The sequence below is a fragment of the Streptomyces cucumeris genome, assembly GCF_024295805.1.
Lineage (GTDB): Bacteria > Actinomycetota > Actinomycetes > Streptomycetales > Streptomycetaceae > Streptomyces > Streptomyces cucumeris.
Window position 1 is genome coordinate 45,690 of sequence record NZ_JANCLX010000029.1, and the last position, 24,087, is coordinate 69,776.

A 24,087-nucleotide genomic window follows, 5' to 3' on the forward strand; every position below is an offset into this window, starting at 1 on the left:
ATGTGGGAAGCGGCTGTCGTGTCGCTCCGCTACGGTGCGGGCATGGCGAACTTCGTGCTGGTCGCGGGTGCGCGGCTCGGATCGTGGGCGTGGGACGACGTGGTGCCGTATCTGGGTGCGGCCGGCCATGGCGTCCACCCGCTGACGCTGTCGGGTCTCGCCGAGAAGCGAGGTGTGCCGGCCGGACAGCGGACCCACGTCCAGGACATCGTCGACGAGGTTGAGCGCCAGGACCTGCGTGACGTCGTCCTGGTGGGTCACAGCTACTCAGGCATCCCGAGCGGTCAGGCCGCCGGACGGATCGGCGACCCGCTGGCCCGTATGGTCTTCCTCGACGCCAGTGTTCCGACCGACGGTGAGCCATTTGTCTCCGCCTGGCCGGATGGCGGGGCGATGGTGCGGGCATCGATCGCCGAGAACGGAGGATTCTGGCCGGTCGCCCCCGTGGCCCACTTCGAGGGCCACGGTCTCACCGATGAGCAGATCGCACGGATCGTGGCCGGTTCGACGCCGCACCCGGGCGCCACGCTGACCGAACCCGCCGTCCTGGGAGTGCCGCTCGGGGGTCTCCCGTCCACGTACATCAAGTGCACGCTCGGCGACCCCGAACCGAGCGACGACGTTGCCGAGCTGCTGACCAGCGAGCACTGGCGGTTGATCGAGATGAACACCGGCCACTGGCCGATGTTCTCCCGGCCACGCGAACTGGCGCGGATTCTCCTCGACATAGCCGGCGCGTGACCGTAGTTCCGTGTGTGCGAACTCCTTGCCAGGGGTGCACCAACTGCGCTGATGCAAGGACTCGTTGACGGCTGCGCGGAGGACGGTCGTCTCGTAGCGGACCGGAGTCGTCAGGTCGCCAGTACACGCTTGATCTCTGCGAGCTCCTCCTCTGCCAACGGCCCGAAATGCAACGCTCCGGCATTCTCCTCCGCCTGCGTGACCGACCGGAAGCCGGGGATGGGTACCGTCCGCGGGCTGCGCGCCCACAGCCAGGCCAGAGCGCCCTGGGCGAGAGTGCGCCCGCGGCTCGTGAGGACGGACCGTACCGCCTCGACGCGTACCAGCCACTGCGGATCGGCCCCACGACCCGCCGCGAAACCTGGCAGCCAGGCGGGCGGTGCGCTACGGATGTCACCGGAGGCGTGCGAGCTCCCCGGTGTGTACTTTCCGGTCAGCAACCCCATCGCGAGCGGGCTGCGGTTGATGCTCGCGAGGTCGGACTCCTCGCAGAAGGCGAGCATTTCCGGCGCGTCCTGGAGGATGTTGCAGCGGTGCTGCACGGCCGCGCAGTGCGGACCCGCAGCGAAGACGGCCGCGCGCTTCGGGTCGTCGGTGCTCCATGCGTACGCGCGGATCAGCCCTTCCCGTACGAGATCCTCGCAGGCGGTCCTCAGGAGGGCGGCTCGTTCGGGATCCGCGTCCGACAGATGCAACTGGTACAGGTCCACGTAATCGGTGCCGAGTCTGGCGAGCGACGCCGTCAGCGCACGTCGTACGTACGCCGGTGAATCGTCGCCGCCCGTCATGACCTTGCGCTCCTCGTCGAAGAGGTTGCCCCACTTGGTGGCCACGACGACATCCGCCCTGCGCCCGCCGAGGGCCCTTCCCAGTACGCGCTCGCTGTGCCCGGTCCCGTAGACGTCGGCGGTGTCGAAGAAGGTCACGCCGAGATCCAGGGCACGGCGCACTGCGCGCACGGACTCCTCATCATCGACTTTGCCCCAGCCGAGCGGGTTCCCGTCGGGCCCCTGCCATGGTCCGCCGATGGCCCAGCAGCCGAAGCCAAGAGCACTCACCTCGATTCCGCTTCGGCCGAGGGTTCTTGTGTAGGGCGCGTGCGCACCGGTGGACGTCGTCTCGCTATTCGTCTCCACCCCTGTGGAGGCTAGGAGTTGGAGTGCATGCGAAGGCAACCCTCAGGCCCGGTAAGCCGCCAGAGCCGAGGCCGAGGAGCGCGGTGATTCGCGCCCAGGCTGTGGGCGCCGGGTGGGGGAGTGACCGGAGGGCGTGGGACACCGTCGGAGTCCCGGCCGGCCGCGTCCCTCGGTGTGCTACGAGGCGTCGGCGGGACGCGCTGGTCCGAGGCCGGGCTCCGCTTCGGGCCCCTGTGTGTCGTGCGGGCGGGACAGGGGGCTCTCGTTGCGCACAAGCCATTCGCGGTACGCGCCGCTGGCCCACGCGATCTCGGAATAGGCGTCGTCCAGGTCGTCGAAGAGCGCGCCGATGTCCAGTGACCCGGTGGCTCCGGGCGTGGCGTCGTGGCGTCCGGACGTCGGCTCCTTCGGCCAAACCAGCAGAAGGCGGACCGCCAGCGGGTCCCTGTGCAGCGGACGGATGGCCACGCCCTGGCGTGGCCGCTCGGTGGGCTGGCAGTGGGTGACGACCTCCCCCGAGGCGACCAGTTCCATGGCGTTCGCGTAGTCGCCGTACACCACGCGTGGATTCAGCCCGAGGGCGGAGAAGGCGCGTTGGAGTCCCGCACCTCCACTGTCCATGGCCGGATCGATCATCCACTGGGCCGCGGCGAGGTCCGCGAGGTCCACCTCCGGACGACCGGCGAGGGGGTGGCTGTCCGCGAGGGCGACGAACTGTGGTTCGCGGGTGACGAGCACGCGGCGGTCCAGCCCGGTGGGGATGTTCAGTGGAACTCCCTCGGCCTCGTGCACGAATGCGGCGTCGAGTTGGCCTCCCGCGACCATCTTCAGCAGGGTGTTGGCCGACAGGTCGATGTGAATGCCGGGTTCGGCCTCGGGGTAACGCTTGCGGAGCCTGCGCAGCCAGCCCGCCACGGCCCGGTTGCCGGTGCTGCCGACGCGCGGCCAGGCACTGGCCTTCTGGTCGGCCTCCCGCTGCACCTGGGAGATCAGGGCGCTCATCTCGGCGACGATCGGTCGGGCCCGGCTGAGCAGGCACTGTCCGAGCGGAGTCGGGCGGCTGCCGGTGACCTCGCGGGAGAACAGCCGACCGCCGAGGGTCTTCTCGATGCGCAGAAGCTGGGTCGTCAACGAGGGCTGCGTCATGCCCAGTTCGCGCGCGGCTTTGCGCAGACTCCCGTTGTCGGCTATGGCGCAGAGTGCGCGCAAATGCTTTACCTCGAGGTTCACGCGGTGAGCATAACTATTACGTCGTAGTCACACCAGTCACAATTCCCACACCAAACCCTCACACAGAGAGGCGAGTTGTGGTCTCATCACGGTGGATGGGCCGTCAGGGGGCGGGTAAAAAGACAATATGCCGAGAGGGGTATTTAACGGATCTATCACCAATTGACATCTTTGCGCCGTGGTGAGGTGCCTCAAGACTCTGGAGCGCCAGGAGCCCAACTCATAGCTCCGGCCACCGGTTTCCCTCTGGTCACCGGTGCTCCAGATCCACGAGGAGTCCCCCACATGAAACTCCCCAAGGTGGCGCTGACCGCCACCCTCGGCCTCGGCCTGGCTGCGGCCGGCATGTCCATCGCATCGGCGTCGGCGTCCACCGATGTCCCCAGTGGCGCGGCCGACCGCGGCTACCTCGCGGCCTACACCCCGGGCGACGGTGACAAGCTGGACGCTGACAGCTTCAGGGAGGCGGTGCTGAAGTCGGCGCTGGCCAAGAAGGCCAAGTCGAACGACCTGTCGTCGACCGTCACCATCACCTACGACGCGAGCCGCGCCGGCAGCTTCCGCTCGCAGATCAAGCGCAGCGCCAGCATATGGAACGCGGCGGTGCACAACGTGAAGCTGAAGGAGGGCAAGAACGCCGACCTCACCTACGAGGAGGGTGACGACCCCCAAGGCTCGCACGCCAACCCCCAGGGCGGTGGACGCGGCGATGTCTTCATCGACCACAAGCAGTCCAGGCAGTACGACTCCGTCCGGATCGTCGCTCATGAGACCGGCCACATTCTCGGTCTGCCGGACCACTACGAGGGGCCGTGCAGCGAGCTGATGTCCGGCGGCGGCCCCGGCCCGTCCTGCCACAACGCCAAGCCCAACCGGACCGAGGCCCGGCAGGTGGACCAGAACTTCGCCGACGCCTGGGGCGACTACAAGCGGGGCTTGGCCCGATAGAACGGGTGAACCGCGGAGCCCGGCGGGCGCGAGGCGCCCTTCCCCTAGACGCCTGATCCCGCCCGGCCACTCCCCGCGGTCACCCGTAGTCCGCCCCCGGCGCCTCATCGCCGGGGGCGGGCGCGTTCGCCCACCAGGTCATCGGTGACGACTCATCGGTGCCGTCGCTCAGTCCGCGGTCCAGAACTCGATGGACAGCGGGGGCAGGGCCAGGGTGAGCTTCGGACCGGTCTTGGTGCCGACGCTCTTGTTGTGGGTCGACGGACCGTACCGGTGGCCGTGGAACTTGCCCTTGGTCTGGGTGTCCACGGTGTAGGTGAACGTGTCCTTCTCGGACCGGTTGGTGACCACGAGGGCCGGCTTCCCCCCAGGGGTGCGCCAGGCCATGATCCGGTGCTCGGTGTACGGCTTGCCGTTGGTGTGCCGGGGCTCGTCGACGTGGTAGCGGACGGAGTTCCACGGCATGTACCGCAGGAATCCGGCGACCGCGTTCCAGTTCCGGGGGTTGTAGTCCCAGTGGCGCTCCTTGATGTGCCGGAAACGCTCGGGGTTCTTGACGTTCGGCGGCCTCCAGAAGCCGAGTGAGTAGCCGTCCGACTCGGAGTTGGTGGTGGGCTTGAGGGCGTGCAGCCAGAACCAGGTGGGTGAGTTGTGGAAGGTCATCCAGTTCATGATCGACTGCGCGGTGTTGATCGTCCGCCAGTCCGTGGTTCCCCCGTGCAGGTACTCGAACTCGTTGCAGAACACGTGCTTGCCGGATCGTCCGGAGCTGAAGTCCTCGGTGATCTGCCGGTCGCTGTTGTGGTGCCCGTTGCCCAGCCGGTGATAGGTCCAGGCGTCCACGCAGCCGAGTGCGTCCGCGTCTGCCTTGACCGCCTTGCCGATCTCGCCGCTCCAGCCATCCTGGCTGTCCACATGGACGAGTGCGTCCGGATACTTCTTCCGGATCTTGGGAGCGACCGCCTTGAAGGTCTTCAGATACTGCTCGGGCGTGTACTGGCAGGAGGAGTACCCGGTCTTGAACCGAGGCTCGTTCTGCAGACCCCACATGGAGATCGGCACACCCCGGTCGCTGAGATACTTCAGATCGCCGACCATGGCGTCGCCCAGGGCGTCGAGGGCGTCGGGGGAGAACGAGGCGAGCCGCCCCCCGATGTAGGACTTGTTGTTCTTCCAGCCGGGTGCGGGAGACCAGTACTCCGCCGCCACGCCCTCCACACCGGATTTCTTGAGCATGTCCGCCAGCAGCGCGGTCTGACCCTTGTAGCGGTCGACCATGTGCTTCTTCGTGGAGTCCAGGCCCCGGTGGTACAGCCCCATGGCCAGGCGGCAGTACCGGAAACCACGGTCGGTGCCGCCCTTGAGGATCTGCTGGTAGAAGCGTTCGCGCTCACTGCCCGTCAGGTCGTACGGGACCCCGCTGACCACATCAGGCATGCCGTTGTTGCCGGAGCCGATGGAGTCCGACTGGATCTCGAAGCCCAGTCCCCAGATGGTCTGCTTGCGGTCCTTGTCGAAACGGACGGTGTAGCTGCCCGAGTCGATGTCCGGTGCGCCGCTGGCGCTGGCCTGGTCGAGTACCGGCCACAGCGCGGCTCCGGCGACGGCGGCGCCGGAGCCGCGCAGCAGGGTTCTGCGTGACAGGGGGTGGTGGGACGGCATGGTCTCGCTCCTCGTGCGGTGGGGGCGCGGGCGGAGTCGGCGGCTGCCGAGCGTGACCGCTCCGTCGTATGGCCGGATGGCGGTCTGCTGGCTGAAACCCGATGGCCCGTTCGAAGTTGAGGGCAAACGTATGCGATATACGAAGCAATCGCCAGGGGTGTGACCGGTGGATTTCCAGAATGTTTCAGACGCTGTGGCGGCGAAGGGGCCCTGGTTCAGGGGGCGTTGGGGGAGGCAGTGCCGATGGCGCTCGTTGAGCTGGACCCGTCGCTCACAACGGGCGCTTCGTCCGTGCCAACGGTGAAGAGGTGCGGACTTCGCTCATCGCCACCGCCCTGCCGGGGGGCAGATGCCGAACGCTACGGAGAGCGGCCGGGTGCGGTTGAGGGCTCTTCGCGGAAGTGGTGGGCTTGGCGGCCGGTGTCCAGCACGAGGACGCCGGGTGGCGGGACGCGGTGAGCCGCACGATCGCACGCGATATTCCCGGCGACGTGGACGGTCATCCGGGATACTGGTCGCCCATGGATGAGGTCCAGGTCGTCGTCGCCCATTCCGAGCGCGCGACCTTGCGCGTCGGCGACGTGTTCTTGAAGGTGGACGCCGATCAGGCGCGCATCGATGTCGAGGTCGAGGCGATGGCCCTGGCCCCGGTCCCGACCCCGAAGATCCTGTGGCGCAAGCCGCCCGTGCTCGCGATCGCCGCGGTCCCGGGGAAAGCGCTCGGCCGCCTAGGCGAGCCGTCGGCCGCGTCCCGGCGGCGTGGGCCGCGGCGGGTGCCGCCGTCCGGAAGTTGCACGACGCGCCGTTGCCGCCCTGGCCCGGCCGGGGCGGCCGGGGACTCGACGAGTTGGCGGCGGATCTCGACGGCGAGTGCGAGTGGCTCGTGACGAACGGCGTCCTGCCCGCCGACCTGGTCACCCGCAACCGCCACATCGCCGAGGCCGCGCTCCGGCCGTGGACTCCGGTGTTCACGCACGGGGACCTGCAGATCGCTCACGTGTTCGTCGACGGCGACGAGATCACGGGCATCATCGACTGGTCCGAGGCGGGCCAGGGTGATGCCCTGTTCGACCTTGCGACCTTGACGCTCGGACATGAGGAATACCTGGGTGACGTCGCCGCCGGCTACGGCGCCGACGTCGACCTCGACGTGATCCGTGCGTGGTCGTCCTTGCAGAGCCTGATGGGGGTTCGCTGGCTGGTCGAGCATGGCTTCGACCCGACCGCGCCGGGCTGTGAAGTTGATGTGCTGAGATCCCGGATGTGACGCTGCGCGGGCCGACGGCCGTGAGTGCGTTCTGGCGCATCGAGCAGGTCCTCGTTCCCGCAGGTTCGCCCCCTTCGAGTCAGCTCCAAAAGAGAACTGTCGCATCGTCGTGCAAGGGCTCTCCGGGTGTACGGAGTTGGCTCAGGAGGCCATGGAAAAAGGGGACGTGGCCGAGCTGAATGCTCGCGTTCAGCTGGTTCCTCCAGCTCTCCCGGGAGCCTGGTCGAGGCCCCGCGGCAGAGTGCCTCCGGTATTGATCGGTACATCCAGGCTCATGACGATGGATGGAACGGTGAATTCGCAGTTCATCCCGGATGGTTACGCACGCATGGTGTGCAGCTAGGTGCACAACAGCTTGCTGCACGCCCCACAGGTGGCGGTCCGGATCTCTCCTTGGGCACAGTGTTTCACGTGCTTGCCGAACGGTTGAATGCGGCGTCTCCACCGCTGCATCTGCTCAACCGAGCCTGATGAGGGATGGATAGTCAGAAGTTCAGAGGTCCGCCTGACTGATTCGTTGTCGACGCGCCGGAATTGCGCTGCCAAGAACGAATTGAGGAATGATGCAGAGTCTTGACACGCTGATTGAAGAAAGCCCTGATTCCACCGCCGAACGATTTCCACTGGACGCCATCGGTGGGCGGTACCGTACGCACTTCGCAAGCACCCCCGCCGAGCTCTTGAGGGAGCTGCCGCTCACCGAGGCCGCGGCCCGTTCTGTGAGTGCCGGCCGCCGGATGACCCGCCGGGTGCTGAACGGCGACGACGACCGTCTGCTCGTCGTGGTCGGCCCGTGCTCGATCCATGACGTGAACGCCGGACTGGCCTACGCCGAATTGCTGGGTGAGCTGGCCGCCAAGCTGGCTGACGACCTGGCCGTCGTCATGCGGGTCTATGTGGAGAAGCCCCGCACCACGGTCGGTTGGACCGGGCTGCTCACCGATCCGATGCTGGACGGCAGTCTGGACCTCGACCGAGGACTCCGTACATCACGGACTCTCATGCTGGCGATCGCCGACCTGGGCTTACCGATCGCAACGGAGTGGCTGAGCCCTTCGGCTCCCGCGTACCTGGCCGACCTGATCTCCTGGGGAGCCATCGGAGCACGGACGGTGGAGAGCCAGGTTCACCGGCAGTTGGCGAGCGGGCTGCCCATGCCGGTGGGCATGAAGAACGGTAGCGCCGGTTCCGTGGGGGTCGCTGTCGATGCCATCCGGTCCGCCGCCACGGCCCACGCCTACCTCGGCCTGGGCCCGGAAGGCCGGGCGGCAACGCTGCGGACCAGCGGGAACCCTGATTGCCACGTCGTCCTCCGGGGCGCGTCAGGCAGCCCCAACTACCGCGCGGAAAATGTGCGCGAGACGGTGGGACTGCTGTCAGCGGTCGGGCTGACGACCGGCGTGGTGATCGACGCCAGTCACGGGAACAGCGGCAAGGATCACGAGCAACAGGCCGTGGTGGCCCGGGAGATCGGAACGCAGATCACGGCGGGCAATACCGATATCCGCGGCGTGATGCTGGAGGGCTTCCTGGCGCCCGGGCGTCAGGACCTCGGTGTCGGCGAGCCCGAGTTCGGCCAGAGCATCACCGACGCCTGTATGGGATGGGACGCCACCGTGGATGTGCTCCAGGACCTCGCGGCAGCGACCCGTCAGCGCCGGGCCTCACGAGCAGCAGAGCGTTGACCGCCCTGTCCGCCGTATCCCCCGCACACCACGTGACTGGCCGGAAGGAGCAGGAGAGCGAGCATGCTGGAGATCCCCGCACTGGGTCCGGCCGGGCCCTACCGGACACGGAACCGCACCGCCGTAGCGGACGCCTCGGGCCTGTCGGCCCTTGAACTGGCCTCCGTCCCAGGTCTGGTCGTCTCCCACTGGATCGATCAGCTCCGGGCACACCCGCCCCTGCCTGTCGCCGAGGTGGCGGCTGTGCTCCACAAGGCGGCTGATGCCTTCGAGACCGAGGAGATCCTGGGAGACGACCTGGCAGCCCATGAGCGGCGGGTGTCGTCGCTGACGGGTACGCCCCTGCCCGTCGTCCGTGAATGCGGCGCGCTCATCACGCGGACCCTGCGCGATGTGGGACGCGCGCCGTCGGCGGCCCGGCCCACGGGCTGCGCCCCGGTCGGCACCGAGGTGTCGGCGGCTCCGTCGGCGGGCGCCCTGTGGTGCCGTGTCGGGGACGTCTTCGCCGTGCACGCCGCGAGCAACAGCCCAGGGGTCCACGCCATGTGGCTGGAAGCGCTGGCCCTGGGCTACCGGGTCGTCGTCCGACCCTCCACCCGGGACCCGCTCACCCCCTTCCGTCTCGTCACGGCGCTGCGGCGGGCGGGTATCCCCGCGAGCCAGCTCGTCATGGCACCCTGCAGCCACTCCACGGCAGATCTGATCATCGAGCGCTCGGACCGTGCCCTGGTGTACGGCGGTCAGGACGTCGTCGACCGATACGGCAACCGCGGGGACGTCCTGCTCCAGGGCCCGGGCCGCTCGAAGCTGGTCGTGGCCGCCGACGCGGACCGGGACACCGGAATCGGTATCGCTCTCGACGGCGCGCTGTACCACGCGGGCACCGCGTGTACCGCGACCACGGGCGTGCTGGTCGAACACGATCCTTCGGGATTCGCCGGTGAGCTCGCCGCCGCGCTGAAGAAGACCCGACGCACTGGGCCGCTCGACGACGGGGCCCTTCTGCCGTGCATGCCACAGGCCGAAGCGGAACGGCTCGTGGAGGCGGTCCTGGACCGGGCGAGGAGCGCGACGGTGCACCTGGAACCGCGGGTCGAACGGCTGGGCGGCTCGGGCTCGTTGGCGACGATCACACCTGCGGTCGTGGAACTGGTATCGGCGCACGACCCCTCGTTGTCGTACGAGGTGCCCTTCCCGTGTGTGTGGGTCGCGCCGTTCGAGCGCAACGCCCTGGACGTCCTCGACGGTTCGCTGGTGCTGTCGCTGCACACCACGGACCACGCGCTGGTCACCGCGGCCACCGAACTCACCGGCGTCTCCAATGTGTACCAGGGCAGGCCGACGTCCTGGGTCCATCCGGACGTACCGCACGACGGGTTCCTCGGGGAGTTCCTGATGCGCGCCAAGGGGTTGGCCCATGGTGCCTAGGCCCGATCGAAGGGGGCGCGCCGGCGCCTCGGCTCACTCGTCGCAAGCAAGGAGTGGAATATGAAGATCAACTCCAGGGGTGACCTCGACTTCATGGAGCGGATCCAGCGGGAGGTGACCGCTCAGCACCCCGAAGCCGGTTCCGCCGCGGCCTATTACGCGTCGAAGCTCTCCGACGCGTGGCACCGTGCGGAGCAGGCGTCGGCCTACGCCTCGCTCGGCGCCTTCTCGGCGCAGGCGTTCCAGAACCTGCCGACGACGTCCAAGGACGACCTCAAGGCCCGCCCTCTGGACTACCTGCGTGTTCCGGTCGGCGAGGGGCTCAAGTACTACCAGACCACGGGGACGACGGGGACTCCCACGCCCACGCCCCGCACGGCCGAGGACATGATCGCCAACACCGTGTCCGTGGCCGAGGCATGGCGTCCGATGCTGTCGGGCGGCGACCACCGCGCGCTGATCCTGCTGCCCTCGGACATCGTGCCCGTGGCCGATCTGATGGTCGGCGTCTGCGAGTTCCTGGGGATTCCTCACGCCAAGGCGTATCCGTACACCACCGGGATCTCCGACTGGGACCGGATCGTCGGTCTGTGGGAGGTCTTCCGGCCGACGGTGCTGTTCGTGGCGCCGGGTGTGCTCCTGGAGTTCTCCCAGGTCCTCAAGCGGCGCGGTCTGCTGGACCGCATGCGGGAGTCTGTCCGGCTGCTCATGCTGCTCGGGGAGGTGAGCACCCCGGAACTTCGTGAGATGGCCGGCCAGTGGTGGAACGCGCGCGCCTACGATGCCAGTTACGGCAGTACGGAGAGCGGCACCTTGGCCGCCTGCTGCGATCAGGACCGGCTGCACCTGCTGCGCCGGGCGAACTATTTCGAGATCGGCAACGAGAACGGCATAGAGCCCGCCGAGGCCGGCCGAGCGGGCCGGCTCGTCGTCACCCCGCTCAACAACGACGCCCGCCCCCTCCTGCGCCTGGACATGGGTGACGAGGTATCGCTGACCGACGGCTGCCCCTGCGGCATGAAGACCCCGGTGGTGACGGTCCATGGCCGGGGCAGCGACGGAACCGCGATCAAGGGCAGCCGGGTGCGTACCCGCGACCTCGAAGGCATCGTCTACGCCCACCACGATGTCATGGGCTATTTGATCGAGATCGACTCGGGCGGCACCTGGGCCAGGCTGCTGCTGGAGCGGGATCCGAGTGGCGACCGGCAGGCCGAACCGGCGAGGAACGACCTCATCCAACGGAGCACGGACGAGCACCTCGGCTTCCGATGGGACGAGGTCCGGTTCGTCAACCGGCTGCCGGTGACCACGAAGAGCGGCGGCTCCCAGAAGAGCTGGAAGCGCTCCAACTTCCGGGTCGTCGACGAGGTGGTGCCGGCATGACGTACGACACGCTGCTGGATTCGTCCGGGGTCGTTTCCGGGGAGTCCGACCTGTGGTGCACCTACGCCGCCGTGCGTACCCTCTCCTGGCTGGGCCGCATCGACGACCTGCCTTCCCCCGATGGTGTCGTCGGCTTTCTCTCCTCGCGGCAGAACTCCGACGGTGGGTTCGCATGGTCGGCCGGGATGAGTTCCGATGCCTGGGCCACGTACTACTGCACCCAGACGCTGGCCGATCTGTCGGCCGACACCCATGGAGCGGTGGGCCGATCGAGCTCGGCGTGGGTATGGAGTGCCGCCCACGCGGACGGCGGGTTCGCGATGACACCTGGCCAGACCTCAGATGTCTGGGCCACCTACTACGCCGTACGTACGCTCGTGGAGATCTACGAAGAGCGTCCGCCGGGGACACTGTTCGACTGGCTGGCCGCGCTGCAGGCCGAGGACGGTGGGCTGGCGTGGAGTCCGGCCCACGCGAAGAACGGCACGTCCGACGTACGGGCCTGCTACTACGCCCTCACCGCCTGGAGTACTGCCACCGGTGGAGAAGGCCCGTTGCCGTGGGACCGTCAGCGGCTCACGGACTGGCTCAAGGACCGGCAGAGCACGGACGGCGGATTCACCTTCCAGGCGGGCGACGAGACGGACTGTCTGTGGGCGACGTTCCGCGCCTGCAACGCACTGGACCGCCTGGGCGAGGCCCCGAGGGATCCCGACGGCTGTGTCGCCTGGATCCGCGCCCGGCTGGACGCGGAGGGGGCCTTCACCCGCTGGCCCGGCTATCCCGTGCCGGATGTGTGGGCCGCCTTCTGTGCGGTGGGAGCGCTCAGGGCGCTCGGCGCCGGGCTCGACGACCTGGCGGACGGGTTGGTCAGGACGCTGCTGTCCTTCCGTACCGCCCAGGGCGGATTCACCTACCGCGCTCCGGAGTTCGCCTCGGACGTACTGACGACATCCGCCCAGGTGATGGCCGGCCGCTTCCCGGACTCCGCGGCGCGCGAGGCCGTGCGCTGGATGGAGAGCTGCATGCTGCCGAACGAAGACGGCATCATGTACATGCCTGGGCGCGGTAGCGAGGTGCGGTGCACCCTCTGGGCCCTGTCCGCGGGGGCGTTCGAGGAGGACGCCGACGCCCGCGGCAGGATCACCAGGTGGCTCGGCGACGCCATCCAGAACCCCGACGGCGGATTCGGGTACTGGGAGGGCCGTGCGTCGGACATGGTGTCGACGTGCGCGGCCGCGGAGATGATGCACCGTACGGGAGGGAGCTCCGCCGCCGCGCCGCTGCGCGGTGTCGCCGCGTTCGTGGCCACCTGTGAGACGGCGCCGGGCCAGTACGCCAACGTGCCCGGCGGCCGGCCCACCCTGCGGGCCACCCTCCAGGCGCGCAGGGCACTGCAGCGGGCGGGCACGGTCGACGGCGCACCCGTCGTCGACGCACTCGCCCGGCACCGGGTCCGCGGCGGCGGCTTCGCCAACGAGGGCAACCGGGTGCCCGACCTGCTGAGCACCTATGAGGCCGTACTGGCGGCGGACGCGTTCGGGCTGGCCTGGGACACCGGTCATCTGGCGAAGTTCCTCGACAGCGTGCGCACGGTGGACGACGGATTCGCCTGGACCCCCTTGATGGCCACGAGCGGTGGCCCGCTCGCCGACTGCCTGGGGCGGCGACTGGAGCTGCGGCTGACCTCCGATCAGCACACCCTGCCACCCCTGGCCCTCTCGTGAAAGGCGCGGAATCTTGCCGACCGTCGATGTGACCAGCAGCCCCCTGACCCCTTCCGCCCGGCTGAAGGCCACGCTGCGCCTCACCCGGTGGCTGGCCGCGCACGGTTCGGACGCCGCGCATGTCGTGGTCTCCTTCCGCACCGCGGAACCCATGGCGTACTTCGCCGGGGGAGTGCCGTTGACGAAGTACGAGGACGGCACGGAGGAGGGCCGACAGGCCCGATGGGCGTCGGTCGTGTGTCACGTACACCCCGACCGCGACCACACGTACCGGTCCGAGCTGGCCGGGGAGATCAGGGAGGCGCTCGGCCTCGACGCGGTGAGCGCCCACCTGATGGTGCGGTTCGAACCCACCCACCCCGACCGGGTGTTCTACCTGGTTTCGGGATCCCTGACGAGCGGCGACCCCCTGCCGGTCACCCGCGATGACAAGAAAGGTCTCCCTCATGCACACCGCTGACCGCAGCGAGATCAGCGCCCGTGTCCTGACGGTCCTCGAGAAGCGCTTCGGCGACGCCGCCCACGCCCTGGCTCCGGACGTCGACCTGTCCGACACCCTGCCGGGCTTCGACAGTCTGGCAGCCCTGGAATACGTCACCGCGGTGGAGGGCGAGTTCGGCATCGAGGTGGATTTCGTCGGCGACGATGTCCGCTACTGGTTCAGCACGCTGGACCGGACCGCCCTGTACGTCCACGAGCGTGTCGAGGATCAGGCGGCGTGACCACGACGCCAGGACGCGACGGGGGCTCCCGGGCCTGGGCCCTCGACGAGATCTGGTTCGACACCTCCGGCAGCACGGGAGCCGCGCGCCGCTGGTTCCGGCTCCCTCATCAGATGGAGCGCGAGGTGCGGCTGATCGGCGAGAGCCTGGTCGGTCCGGTCGACCATGTGGTCAACTACGCCCCGCCGCAGCATCTGTTCGGCGCCCTGTTCGGCCAGTGGCTGCCGCGCATGGCGCAGGTCCGCGTCCACCAGGCGTGGTCCTGCCCGTACGAGCCGCTGCCCATCACGCCTGGCGAGCGGGTCCTGGTCGTCTGCGTCCCGATGGCCTGGGACCTGTTGCGCCGGAGCTGGTCGACACTGGAACGCGCGGGCTCAGTCGTCGCCCTGCACAGTTCGGCGGCCCCGCCGTCCGCGGCCCGTGACCTCGTGCGCCGCGCCGCTCCACTGCTTCGGGCCCACGAGATCCTGGGGTCGACCGAGACCGGGGGCATCGCTCACCGGCCGCTGGTTCCCGGGGAGAACGCCGAGGGCCGCTGGCGGGCCTTCCCCGATGTGTCCTTCGTCCATGACGCCAAGGCGCCGGCGGGAAGGGCTCAGGAACTGGTCGTCAGCGGCCCCCGTCTGGCCCGCCCGGAGAGCAGGACGTGCCCGCCCGCCTACTGGGCCACCGGCGACCTGGTGGATTTCACCGGTCCCCGTGCTTTCCGGCTGGTCGGGCGCAGCAGTTCGCTCCTCAAGGTCAACGGGATCAAAGTGCATCTCGCCCGGGTCAGCGAGCGGCTGAGTGCCCGTTTGCCGCAGGCCGAATGCGTGGTGCTGCCCGTGTCCGACGCTCCTCTCACGGGGGAGGGATACATGATCTTCTGGTCCGACCGGGGTCGTGGAACCGGTGTGACGGACATCAGAGAGGCCCTCCGGGAATTCCCGAGCCCGGCACGGATCGTGCACTTGGCTGACCTGCCGAGGACCGCCACGGGAAAGCCGGACCGGAAGGCCCTCTTGGCGGCCCTCTGACCGCCGTCGGCCGCCCCTGCCCCACCGCCAAAGTTCATTCAAAGGAAATTCGATGGTGCCCAGGTTGATCGTGGTGACCGGTGCGAGCGCCGGCATCGGCAAGGCCACGGCGAAGCGGTTCGCCGAGAACGAGGACAAGGTGCTGCTGGTCGCCAGGGGGCAGCAGCGGCTCACCCGAACGGCCGAGGACATCAGGTCGAGTGTGCCCGGAGCGGACCTCGACACCCTCGCCCTCGACATGTCCGACGTCGAGTCGGCGCAACACCTTCAGCAGCACATCCGGTCGACCGGGCTGCCGGTCAGCGGGCTGGTGTGCTGCGCGGGCTCGGTGCCCGCGTCCGAGGACGAGGGCATTCAGGCGGTCGCGACGGAATGGGAGGACGCGTACCGCTCGAACGTCATGACCGCCGTCATCGCCGTGGAAGGTCTGGCCCCTGTGATGGCTGACGGCGGAAGCATCGTGCTCTACAGCTCCATCGCCGCCTACCGCGGGTCCGGAGGGACGGGCGGCTACGGTGCCGCGAAGGCGGCCCTCCACTCGTACGTGCACGTCCTCGCGACCCGCCTGGGAAAGCGCGGCATCAGCGCCAACGCCATCGCGCCGGGATATATCGCGGGCACCGAACTGTTCGGTGACGGTCTCCCCGTCGCACGGGAGCGGATGCTCGTCCGCCAGACCGCCTTGGGACGCGCGGGAGACCCCGCGGAGGTCGCGGAGCTGGGTTTCTATCTCTGCTCGGAGCCGGGCGGCTACATCACCTCGCAGATCCTCCAGATCAACGGTGGCTCCTACCACGGGGTGTGAGCCGCCTTTCCCCCTTACGTACTTCGAACTCCCCTCTTCGATCAAGAAAGCGCGGTGACCCGTCATGAACGCCCGCGAAAAGGCGGACGCACACGTCCGAGCGATGATGCGCTGGCACTTCGATCCCGCCACAGGCTCCCGGTTCTGGCTGGAGCGCCGGAGTCGGCTGGGTTTCGACCCGCTGGAGGACGTGCGGTGCGTCGACGATCTGCTGCAGTTTCCCAATCTGGTGGACGAACTCCGTGACGTTCCGGTCGAGGCGCTGATCCCGCGGGGCCTCGGCACGGACGAGAAGATCTTCGCCGTGTACGAGAGCGGCGGTACATCGGGGGCACCCAAGCGCTTCGTGATGTTCGAGAACTGGTTCGACACATACATGGCATGGGAGAACTCCCACTACGGCGAAGACGGCGAAGGACACACCCTGGCCGTGGCGCCCAGCGGCCCCCATATGCTCGGTGAGTACTCCAAACGGATCGCTCAGGCCAGGGGAGGGATCCGGTTCTCCATCGATCTGGATCCCCGCTGGGTGAAGCGCCTCATCGCCGTCGGCGACAAGGCGGGCGCCGCCGCCTATGTCGACCACCTCGTCGACCAGGCCGAGCTGGTCCTGCAGTCGCAGGACATCGCCTTCCTGATCACCACGCCGCCGCTGCTGGGCCGGATGGCCGAGCGGTCCTCGGTCCGTGCGCTGATCCAGGAGAAGGTCCGCCTGGTGATCTGGACCGGAGCGCACATGGACGTCGACACGCTGGACTTCCTGGCCACGGAGCTCTTCCCCAAGACGCGGTTCCGGGGCTCGTACGGCAGCACATCGGTCCTCAGCGGCACGGTCCAGCGCCCCGCCCCGGACGGCGCGGACGATGTGGTCTTCGACTCGTACGCCCCCTACGTCTTCTACCGCGTGGTCGACCCCTCGTCGCACCGGCCGGTGGAGTTCGGATCGGAAGGCGCCGTGGTCATGAACTATTTGACCAAGTACGGTCTCGTGCCCAACAGTCTCGAACGCGACCTGGCCACGCGGGTTCCCAGCCCCACGCGGGTCGGGGACTCCCTGCGGAACATCCGCCCGGTGGCCGAGATGGACGGCCAGAAGATGATCGAAGGCGTCTACTGACCCATGCCTGCGGCCCCCTACATCGAACTCGACGGAACCAGCCTCTCGCCCCGCGCGGTTGCCGCAGCGGTCCGCGGCCGGGACGACGCCCGGGTGAGCCTCAGCCCTTCGGCCGTCGAACGGATGCGCGCCTCGGTCGGCCTCAAGGACTCGCTGCTGGCCGAGGAAGTTCCGATCTACGCCGTGACCACGGGCTTCGGAGACAGCTGCGTACGGCAGATCTCACCGGACAAGGCGCACCGGCTCCAGCGCAGCCTGGTGCTCTATCACCTCAACGGGGTCGGCCCGAAGGCCGTACCCGAGGTCGCCCGGGCAACCATGCTCATCAGGGCGAACGCACTGGCCAAGGGTGTCTCGGGGGTCCGCCCCGAAACGGTGTCGACCCTGCTCGAATGCCTGGCCCGGGACATCCTGCCGTTGATCCCCGAACGCGGGTCGGTCGGCGCCAGCGGTGATCTGGTACCGCTGTGCTACCTGGCCGCGGCCCTGATAGGCGAGGGCCAGGTCCTGCACCGCGGCACCGTGCGTCCGGCGCTGGACGCCCTGAGCGACGAGGGCATCCCACCGCTGCGGCTCGAGCCGAAAGAGGGCATCGCGCTCATCAACGGGACCTCGTTCGCCGCCGCGTACGCGGTCCTCGCCGCCGCGGACGCACGGGAGCTGACCTTCGTGGCCGAACTCGCGACGGCCATGACGCTGGAGGCACTGCACGGCAACGCGTCGGCGCTGCACCCCTTCGTCCATGCGAACAAGGCGCACCCCGGCCAGGTCGCGTCGGCGAAGGTCATCCGGACCCTGCTGGAAGGATCGCGGCTGGCCACGTCCTTCGAGGACATCCTCGTACGCCGCGAAAGACTGGACGGGCGGGGCTATCTCCGCTTGAACGAGAAGATCCAGGACACGTACTCCGTGCGCTGCGCCCCACAGATCATCGGCATCGTCCGGGACACGCTCGACTGGACGGACCGATGGCTGGGCACCGAGATCAACTCCGCAACGGACAACCCGCTGTTCGACGTCGACGAGTCCGGACTCCACCTCGGTGGAAACTTCTACGCCGGCCATGTCGGACAGGCGATGGACAGCCTGAAGACCACGGTGGCGGGCCTGGCCAATCTGCTCGACCGGCAACTCGCCCTCGTCGTGGACGAGAAGTTCAATGCGGGGCTGCCGCCCAATCTGATCGTCGCGCGCCCTCCGGACGATCCCGAGGCGGGGCTGCACCACGGCTTCAAGGGGATGCAGATAGCGGCCTCGGCCGTCACCGCCGAAGCCCTCAAACAGACCGGGCCGGTATCGGTGTTCTCGCGCTCCACGGAGGCGCACAACCAGGACATCGTCAGCATGGGCACCATCGCGGCCCGTGACGCGCGCACCGTCAACGGACTGGTCCGCGAAGTGGCGGCCATACATCTGCTCGCCCTCGCCCAGGCACTCGACCTGCGAGGGGTCGAGGCCGCCTCACCGGCGGTCCGGGCGGTGCACCGGCTCATCAGGAAGCACAGCGCTTTCGTCACCCATGACCGCCGGCTCGATCACGACATCGAGGCGGTGATCGGGCTGATCGAGACCGGAGCCCTGCGGCGTGCCACGGGCATCGACGACAACGACGACGACACCACCGCCTGACGACACCACGGTCTGACGACAACGAGGAGACTCATCGCATGATCAACAAGAAGATCCGCCTGTTCGGTATGGCGGGAACCGGAGTGCTGGCCCTGGGCATAGCCGCCGTGTTCGCCTTCCCCGCGCAGGCCACGTCCCAGCGGGTCATCGACCTGGAGATCGGGAACGACGGAGTGGTGCATACGGATGTCGGCGCACGCGGCCTGAGCGTCGGGGACGAGTTCGTCTACTCCGACAAGCTGTTCCAGGACGGGAAGCAGGTCGGGGAGGACGGCAGTTCCTGCCAGGTGACCAAACTGGTCGGCGAGAAGATCACCACCAACTGTGTGCTGTCCGTCCAGCTACCCGACGGACAGCTCACCGCGCAGTCGTTGTGGACCAAGGGCACCGATACGGTCCGGATGGCCGTCACCGGTGGCACCGGCGCCTACCGCGGTGCCACCGGCGAGTTGACCTGCAATGACATCCAGACACCGCATGAGACCTACCGCATCGCGCTGGACAGGTGAATCCGCCCCCCGTCCGCACGGGGACTACCTCTCACCCCGTTCCGGGTGTCCGGTGAGTTCCGGCTCCTCGGGACTGGCCATGTCCAACAGCAGCATCGCATCGTAGTCCGGGGTGCCGGGCGCAGCCTGATAGGTGACCAGGCGCTGACCGTCCGTGCGGAAGATCGCCATCACCTCGAAGTCCAGGCACATCGCACCGACCTCCGGATGCTGGAAGTGTTTCTGGCCGCCACCGCGCGCCTGTACGTCGTAGCGCTCCCACAGCCGGGCGAACTCGGGGTTCTTCAGGACCAGTTCACCGACGAGCCGGACCAGTTCCGGCTCGTCCGGATCCGCGCCCGCGATAGCACGCAGATGAGCCGCGCTGTGCGCGGCCATCTTCTCCCAGTCGCGGTACAGCGTCCGGGCCGTCGGGTGCAGGAACATGTAGCGGGTGAGGTTGCGGCGCTCCCGCGGCCAGTCGGTGATGCCCGGGAAGAGACGCAGCCCCGGCCTGTTGGCGGCCAGCAGGTCGTTGGCACGGCTGACGACGTACGCGGGTGCTGGGCGCAGTGTCTCCAGCAGGTTGCGGACCGATTCCCGCACCGCACGTGCGGGCCCCGTGGACGGGGTGGGTGTCTGGCCCGCGGCGAGCGCCACCAGTTCGTGCAGCCGGCGCGTCGCGTCGGCGGAGAGCCGGAGCGCCTCGCCGATGGCGGTGACGACGGCGGGTGAAGGTCTGGTCTCCCGGCCCCGCTCCAGCCGTGTGTAGTAGTCGACGCTGACCCCGGCCAGTGTCGCCAGCTCCTCGCGGCGCAGTCCCGGGGTACGTCGAAGACCCGTGCCCACGGGCAGACCCACGTCCTGCGGGTGAATCCGCGCGCGGCGAGCACGAAGGAAGCGACCGAGTTCCGTACCTTCACTCATCCCTCCATTGTCCCCAGAAGCCACCCATTCAGAGGGGCCCTGTCAGGGCCAGGAACGCTGGTGCCCCTAACACTTCGGTCTGTCAGCGGCCGTGCGCACCGGCCACGCTGGCCTTCCACGTCGTGATCCACATCCGATGTCCGCATTCGAATCCGTTGCCCGTATCCGATGCCGTGCCCAGCAGGGGCGCTGCAGTGAGGAGTAGTGCACGATGGGCGTGCAGCAGTCCGAGACAGACACAGGGACGGAAGAGGCCGCGGCCTCCGGGGAGGAGTCGGGGGGTACCGGCTCCGCCACCGCGGCTCTGGTCGCCGCCGTCCTCGGCTTCTTCGTGATCACACTTGATGTCTCCGGCGTCAACGTCGCGCTGCCCGCCGTGGGACGGGACCTGGGCGGTTCGTTGTCCGGGCTCCAGTGGGTCGCCGACAGCTACACCCTGATGTTCGCGGCCCTGATGCTCTCGGCCGGCGCGCTCTCGGACGCGGTGGGCGCGCGGCGCGCGTACGGCTGGGGGCTCGGGCTCTTCGTCCTGGCCTCGCTGGCCTGTGGGGCGGCGCCGACGCTCGGGGCGCTGACAGCGGCGCGGGTGGTGCAGGGGAGCGCGGCGGCGGTGATGGTGCCGGCCTCGCTGGCGCTGATCCGGCAGGCGTTCCCGGACCCGCAGGCGCGGGCGCGAGGCATCGCTTTGTGGACGGTCGGCGGTGCGGTGGCGATCGCCGCGGGGCCGGTCCTGGGCGGGCTCCTCACCACGGAGTGGAACTGGCGAGCCGTTTTCTTCCTCAATGTGCCCGCCGGGCTGGCCAGTGTTCTGATGCTGACCCGGGCGGGACGTTCGCCACGCCATCCTGCCGTGTTCGACCTGCCGGGGCAGCTGACGGCTGTGCTGGCGCTGGCCTCGCTGACCTTCGCCGTCATCGAGGGCGGGCACGACGGGTTCACCGGCACCGTGCTGGTCTCGATCGGGCTCGCGGTGGTGGCCGGGTCCTGTTTCGTGGCCGTCGAGGCACGACGGCGTATGCCGATGCTGCCGCTGGAGCTGTTCCGGCTGCGTGGCGTCAGTGTGCCGGTCGTCGCGGGTTTCGCCCTCAACGCCGCTTTCTACGGTGGGGTGTTCGTGCTGAGCCTCTTCTTCCAGGAGCAGCGCGGTCAGTCGGCGTTCTCAGCCGGGCTGATGTTCGTGCCCATGGCGGCGGTCACCGCCAACTTCAACTATCTCTCCCCGCGGCTGGTTGCCCGCTACGGCCCGCGGGCGGTGGTCGTCGCAGGGCTGCTGACCGGGGCATCGGGCAGCGGCAGCCTCATCGCCGTCGACACCGGCACGCCTCCGTGGGTCACGGCCCTGCTGATGATCCCGCTGGGCATCGGTGGTTCCCTCGCGATGCCGGCGTTGACGTCCCTGATGCTCGACAGTGTCGCCGCGGAACGGGCCGGCACCGCGGCAGCGCTGCTCAACACCAGCAGGCAGATGGGCGGAGCGCTGAGCATCGCCGTCTTCGGCGCACTCCTCGCGGGAAACTTCGCCACGGGCATGCGGGAGAGTCTTCTGATCACCACCTGCCTGCTGTTGGCCAACGCCTTGGGCGCCACGGCGCTGTTGCCGCGAAAGTGAGAACGTGAGCGAGCGCCGGGCGATCCGAGTGCCGCCGCCCGACGCCACGCGCCACTCACCGGATCCGCAGGCCGGCGAGGTACGAGGTGATGTTGCGCCGGGTCTCCGGCACGCTGTCGCCGCCGAACTTCTCGGCGACCGCGTCCGCCAGGACCAGCGCGACCATGGCCTCGGCGACGATCCCGGCCGCCGGGACGGCGCATACGTCGGAGCGCTGGTGGTGTGCCGTGGTGGCCTCGCCGGTGGCCACATCGATGGTGGCCAGGGCGCGCGGCACGGTCGCGATCGGCTTCATCGCGGCGCGCACACGCAGCAGTTCACCGGTGGTGATCCCGCCCTCGGTGCCGCCGGAGCGGCCGGAGGCGCGCCTGACGCCGTCCTCGGTGGCGAGGATCTCGTCATGCGCCTGGGACCCCGGCACCCGCGCCAGCTCGAAGCCGTCGCCGACCTCGACACCCTTGATGGCCTGGATGCCCATGAGGGCGGCGGCGAGCCGGGCGTCCAGGCGTCGGTCCTCGTGCACATACGAGCCGAGGCCCACCGGCACCCCGTAGGCCAGGACCTCGGCGACGCCGCCGAGTGTGTCGCCGTCCCGGTGGGCCTGGTCGATCTCGGCCACCATCGTCTTCGACGCGTCAACGTCCAGGCAGCGCACCGGGTCGGCGTCCAGCTTCTGCACATCGGAGGGGGTCGGGTACACCCCGTACGGCGCCTTCGCGCAGGCCAGCTCCACGATGTGCGAGACGATCTCGATCCCCGCGGTCTCCTTGAGGTACGACCGGGCGATGGCGCCCAGCGCGACGCGGGCCGCCGTCTCGCGGGCGGAGGCCCGCTCCAGGATCGGCCGCGCCTCGTCGAAGCCGTACTTCTGCATGCCCGCGAGGTCGGCGTGGCCCGGGCGCGGCCGGGTCAGTGGAGCGTTGCGCGCGAGATCCCTGAGCACCTCGGGGTCGACCGGGTCGGCCGCCATGACCTGCTCCCACTTGGGCCACTCGGTGTTGCCCACCATCACCGCCACCGGGGAGCCGAGCGTCAGCCCGTGCCGGACACCGCCGAGGAACGTCACCTCGTCACGCTCGAACGTCATCCGTGCCCCGCGCCCGTGGCCGAGGCGTCGCCGTACCAGGTGGTCCGCCACCATCTCCGTGGTGATCGGGACACCGGCGGGAAGTCCCTCCAGTACCGCGACGAGTGCGGGGCCATGCGATTCCCCGGCGGTCAGCCAGCGCAACCTGCTCAAGGGTGCTCCTTTCGCGTCTCAATTACCAGAAAATGAGTCCGGGATAGTTGAGCGATCTCCGTGTATGCGACTGTGACACTAGTCGTACATTTGCGGCCCGTGACGTGCAACAAGCTGCACTACAGGTTTCTGCACGCCGTTGCGGCGAGGAACCACTGGGATTCGTGCGGGATTTCCGCTTCAGTTGATGTGTTCTCCGGTGCACGCAATAAGAGATGGGGGATCATCATGCCCAGCACCGTCGCACTGTCGCTGCCCGCCAAAGGAGCGCCTTTCACGCTGACCGAGATCGAGCGCCGCCCGTTGCGCGATGATGACGTCCGGATTGACATCATGTTCTGCGGGGTCTGTCACACCGATCTGCATTTCGGTCATGACGACTGGGGTGGGACGTTCTTCCCTCTCGTTCCCGGTCACGAGATCACCGGGGTGGTGTCCGAAGTGGGCCCCTCCGTCACCACGTTCACGGTCGGCGACCGCGTCGGGGTGGGCTGCATGGTCAACTCCTGTGGAAAGTGCGCTCCGTGCGCATCGGGCGAGGAGCAGTACTGCACCGAAGGCTTCGTCAAGACCTACTCCGCGCTCGACCATGACGGGGAAGTGACCCTGGGTGGTTACAGCCAGTCCATCGTCGTGGCGGAGCCCTTCGTTCTCCACATTCCCGAAGCGCTGGACCTCGACAGTGCTGCCCCGCTGCTGTGCGCAGGCGTCACGGTCTACTCGCCGCTCCGGAAGTGGCAGGCGGGACCGGGCAAGCGGGTCGGTGTGCTCGGGATGGGAGGGCTCGGACACCTCGGCGTCAAGATCGCCGCGGCGATGGGGGCCGAGGTCACGCTGTTCGGCCGGTCACCGGACAAGAAGGACGACGCCCTGGGCTTCGGCGCCGCCCGGTTCGTGGACACCGGCGCGAGCGCGGACCTCGCCGGACTCGAGGGGTATTTCGACCTGCTCATCAACACGGTGCCGGCGCGTATCGACGTGGACGCGTATCTGGGGCTGCTCGGCCTCGGCGGCACCCTCGTCAACGTGGGCGCACCGGGCGATCCGATCGCCTCGTACAACGTGTTTTCGCTTCTGGGTGCCCGTCGTTGTATCGCCGGATCCTCCATCGGCGGAATACGTGAGACGCAGGACATGCTCGACTTCTGCGCGGCGCACCGCATCACCGCTGAGGTCGAGAAAATCTCGGCGGCCCAGGTATCAGAAGCCTGGGAAAACCTGTCGGACGTCCGGTACCGGTACGTTATCGACATCGCCACGCTCACCATGGCCTGACTCATGGAATCACCCGGAGAGCGATTCCCGGCTCACTTCCTGTCGTCTG

Annotated in this window: 20 protein-coding genes and 1 pseudogene; 16 read left to right on the forward strand and 5 right to left on the reverse strand. The window is 68.6% G+C overall.

Translation table 11 applies throughout. The features are described 5' to 3' along the window. Positions 1-42 precede the first annotated feature (42 nt). Complete coding sequence (locus NMK44_RS31595; RefSeq protein WP_254749651.1) at positions 43-741, forward strand: alpha/beta fold hydrolase; 699 nt, start codon at positions 43-45, stop codon at positions 739-741. A gap of 110 nt (positions 742-851) precedes the next feature. Here the strand turns inward: NMK44_RS31595 and NMK44_RS31600 are convergent, their stop codons facing one another. Together NMK44_RS31600 and NMK44_RS31605 are read right to left on the reverse strand one after the other, a co-directional pair. Further along, positions 852-1,877: an aldo/keto reductase gene (locus tag NMK44_RS31600; RefSeq protein WP_254749653.1), complete on the reverse strand. Its 1,026-nt coding sequence runs from the start codon at positions 1,875-1,877 to the stop codon at positions 852-854. Between the two features lie 177 nt (positions 1,878-2,054). Next, the gene (locus NMK44_RS31605) at positions 2,055-3,107 is read right to left on the reverse strand and encodes a LysR family transcriptional regulator (protein ID WP_254749655.1); all 1,053 of its coding nucleotides are present in this window, start codon (positions 3,105-3,107) and stop codon (positions 2,055-2,057) included. A 285-nt stretch (positions 3,108-3,392) separates the two neighbouring features. On the opposite strand from NMK44_RS31605, the gene NMK44_RS31610 reads away from it, so the two are divergent. Beyond that, positions 3,393-4,055 carry a snapalysin family zinc-dependent metalloprotease gene (locus NMK44_RS31610; RefSeq protein WP_254749657.1) on the forward strand — a complete coding sequence of 221 codons (663 nt, stop codon included), beginning with the start codon at positions 3,393-3,395 and terminating at the stop codon, positions 4,053-4,055. 168 nt (positions 4,056-4,223) lie between these two features. On the opposite strand, the gene NMK44_RS31615 is transcribed toward NMK44_RS31610, so the two are convergent. Further along, on the reverse strand, positions 4,224-5,717 hold the full coding sequence (locus NMK44_RS31615; RefSeq protein WP_254749659.1) for a glycoside hydrolase: 1,494 nt from the start codon (positions 5,715-5,717) through the stop codon (positions 4,224-4,226). A 521-nt stretch (positions 5,718-6,238) separates the two neighbouring features. Here NMK44_RS31615 and NMK44_RS31620 point away from each other — a divergent pair. The 12 genes and pseudogenes from NMK44_RS31620 (at position 6,239) to NMK44_RS31675 (ending at position 19,008) form a co-directional block, all read left to right on the forward strand. After that, positions 6,239-6,984: pseudogene (locus NMK44_RS31620) on the forward strand (phosphotransferase family protein). 563 nt (positions 6,985-7,547) lie between these two features. Continuing rightward, entirely contained in the window at positions 7,548-8,669 is a 1,122-nt protein-coding gene (locus tag NMK44_RS31625; protein ID WP_302888867.1) for a 3-deoxy-7-phosphoheptulonate synthase, read from the forward strand. Between the two features lie 63 nt (positions 8,670-8,732). Continuing rightward, positions 8,733-10,097: an aldehyde dehydrogenase family protein gene (locus tag NMK44_RS31630; RefSeq protein WP_254749663.1), complete on the forward strand. Its 1,365-nt coding sequence runs from the start codon at positions 8,733-8,735 to the stop codon at positions 10,095-10,097. Between the two features lie 60 nt (positions 10,098-10,157). Next, positions 10,158-11,483: a phenylacetate--CoA ligase family protein gene (locus NMK44_RS31635; protein WP_254749665.1), complete on the forward strand. Its 1,326-nt coding sequence runs from the start codon at positions 10,158-10,160 to the stop codon at positions 11,481-11,483. Continuing rightward, entirely contained in the window at positions 11,480-13,210 is a 1,731-nt protein-coding gene (locus NMK44_RS31640) for a prenyltransferase/squalene oxidase repeat-containing protein (RefSeq protein WP_254749667.1), read from the forward strand. The genes NMK44_RS31635 and NMK44_RS31640 overlap by 4 nt, the downstream gene beginning before the upstream one ends. Before the next feature lie 13 nt (positions 13,211-13,223). Further along, positions 13,224-13,670 carry a hypothetical protein gene (locus NMK44_RS31645; protein ID WP_254749669.1) on the forward strand — a complete coding sequence of 149 codons (447 nt, stop codon included), beginning with the start codon at positions 13,224-13,226 and terminating at the stop codon, positions 13,668-13,670. Next, positions 13,657-13,932, forward strand: coding sequence for an acyl carrier protein (locus tag NMK44_RS31650; protein WP_254749671.1), 276 nt, complete (start codon positions 13,657-13,659; stop codon positions 13,930-13,932). The genes NMK44_RS31645 and NMK44_RS31650 overlap by 14 nt, the downstream gene beginning before the upstream one ends. Further along, positions 13,929-14,948, forward strand: coding sequence for a class I adenylate-forming enzyme family protein (locus NMK44_RS31655; protein ID WP_254749673.1), 1,020 nt, complete (start codon positions 13,929-13,931; stop codon positions 14,946-14,948). Before NMK44_RS31650 ends, NMK44_RS31655 begins: the two co-directional genes overlap by 4 nt. Before the next feature lie 52 nt (positions 14,949-15,000). Continuing rightward, complete coding sequence (locus NMK44_RS31660) at positions 15,001-15,753, forward strand: SDR family NAD(P)-dependent oxidoreductase (protein ID WP_254749675.1); 753 nt, start codon at positions 15,001-15,003, stop codon at positions 15,751-15,753. A gap of 64 nt (positions 15,754-15,817) precedes the next feature. Further along, positions 15,818-16,870, forward strand: coding sequence for a phenazine antibiotic biosynthesis protein (locus NMK44_RS31665; RefSeq protein ID WP_254749677.1), 1,053 nt, complete (start codon positions 15,818-15,820; stop codon positions 16,868-16,870). A 3-nt stretch (positions 16,871-16,873) separates the two neighbouring features. Beyond that, positions 16,874-18,499 (forward strand): aromatic amino acid ammonia-lyase, encoded by a 1,626-nt coding sequence (locus NMK44_RS31670; protein ID WP_254749679.1) that lies wholly within the window; start codon positions 16,874-16,876, stop codon positions 18,497-18,499. A gap of 38 nt (positions 18,500-18,537) precedes the next feature. Continuing rightward, positions 18,538-19,008 carry an allene oxide cyclase barrel-like domain-containing protein gene (locus NMK44_RS31675; protein ID WP_254749681.1) on the forward strand — a complete coding sequence of 157 codons (471 nt, stop codon included), beginning with the start codon at positions 18,538-18,540 and terminating at the stop codon, positions 19,006-19,008. 24 nt (positions 19,009-19,032) lie between these two features. On the opposite strand, the gene NMK44_RS31680 is transcribed toward NMK44_RS31675, so the two are convergent. Beyond that, positions 19,033-19,914, reverse strand: coding sequence for a helix-turn-helix transcriptional regulator (locus NMK44_RS31680; protein WP_254749682.1), 882 nt, complete (start codon positions 19,912-19,914; stop codon positions 19,033-19,035). Positions 19,915-20,125: 211 nt separating this feature from the next. Here NMK44_RS31680 and NMK44_RS31685 point away from each other — a divergent pair, with 211 nt between their 5' ends. Continuing rightward, positions 20,126-21,523, forward strand: coding sequence for an MFS transporter (locus tag NMK44_RS31685; protein ID WP_254749684.1), 1,398 nt, complete (start codon positions 20,126-20,128; stop codon positions 21,521-21,523). Positions 21,524-21,578: 55 nt separating this feature from the next. On the opposite strand, the gene aroC is transcribed toward NMK44_RS31685, so the two are convergent. Beyond that, positions 21,579-22,763, reverse strand: a complete 1,185-nt coding sequence (gene aroC, locus NMK44_RS31690) for a chorismate synthase (protein ID WP_254749686.1) — start codon at positions 22,761-22,763, stop codon at positions 21,579-21,581. 228 nt (positions 22,764-22,991) lie between these two features. Between aroC and NMK44_RS31695 the strand changes: the two genes are divergently transcribed. Next, positions 22,992-24,038: an NAD(P)-dependent alcohol dehydrogenase gene (locus NMK44_RS31695; RefSeq protein ID WP_254749688.1), complete on the forward strand. Its 1,047-nt coding sequence runs from the start codon at positions 22,992-22,994 to the stop codon at positions 24,036-24,038. Positions 24,039-24,087: the final 49 nt, after the last annotated feature.

Bases quoted from the DNA above. Each gene is read 5' to 3' on its own strand.
- NMK44_RS31595 (WP_254749651.1), top strand. From the start codon at position 43: ATGGCGAACTTCGTGCTGGTCGCGGGTGCGCGGCTCGGATCGTGGGCG.
- NMK44_RS31610 (WP_254749657.1), top strand. From the start codon at position 3,393: ATGAAACTCCCCAAGGTGGCGCTGACCGCCACCCTCGGCCTCGGCCTG.
- NMK44_RS31615 (WP_254749659.1), bottom strand. From the start codon at position 5,717: ATGCCGTCCCACCACCCCCTGTCACGCAGAACCCTGCTGCGCGGCTCC.
- NMK44_RS31625 (WP_302888867.1), top strand. From the start codon at position 7,548: ATGCAGAGTCTTGACACGCTGATTGAAGAAAGCCCTGATTCCACCGCC.
- NMK44_RS31630 (WP_254749663.1), top strand. From the start codon at position 8,733: ATGCTGGAGATCCCCGCACTGGGTCCGGCCGGGCCCTACCGGACACGG.
- NMK44_RS31635 (WP_254749665.1), top strand. From the start codon at position 10,158: ATGAAGATCAACTCCAGGGGTGACCTCGACTTCATGGAGCGGATCCAG.
- NMK44_RS31640 (WP_254749667.1), top strand. From the start codon at position 11,480: ATGACGTACGACACGCTGCTGGATTCGTCCGGGGTCGTTTCCGGGGAG.
- NMK44_RS31650 (WP_254749671.1), top strand. From the start codon at position 13,657: ATGCACACCGCTGACCGCAGCGAGATCAGCGCCCGTGTCCTGACGGTC.
- NMK44_RS31660 (WP_254749675.1), top strand. From the start codon at position 15,001: ATGGTGCCCAGGTTGATCGTGGTGACCGGTGCGAGCGCCGGCATCGGC.
- NMK44_RS31665 (WP_254749677.1), top strand. From the start codon at position 15,818: ATGAACGCCCGCGAAAAGGCGGACGCACACGTCCGAGCGATGATGCGC.
- NMK44_RS31670 (WP_254749679.1), top strand. From the start codon at position 16,874: ATGCCTGCGGCCCCCTACATCGAACTCGACGGAACCAGCCTCTCGCCC.
- NMK44_RS31675 (WP_254749681.1), top strand. From the start codon at position 18,538: ATGATCAACAAGAAGATCCGCCTGTTCGGTATGGCGGGAACCGGAGTG.
- NMK44_RS31680 (WP_254749682.1), bottom strand. From the start codon at position 19,914: ATGAGTGAAGGTACGGAACTCGGTCGCTTCCTTCGTGCTCGCCGCGCG.
- NMK44_RS31685 (WP_254749684.1), top strand. From the start codon at position 20,126: ATGGGCGTGCAGCAGTCCGAGACAGACACAGGGACGGAAGAGGCCGCG.
- NMK44_RS31695 (WP_254749688.1), top strand. From the start codon at position 22,992: ATGCCCAGCACCGTCGCACTGTCGCTGCCCGCCAAAGGAGCGCCTTTC.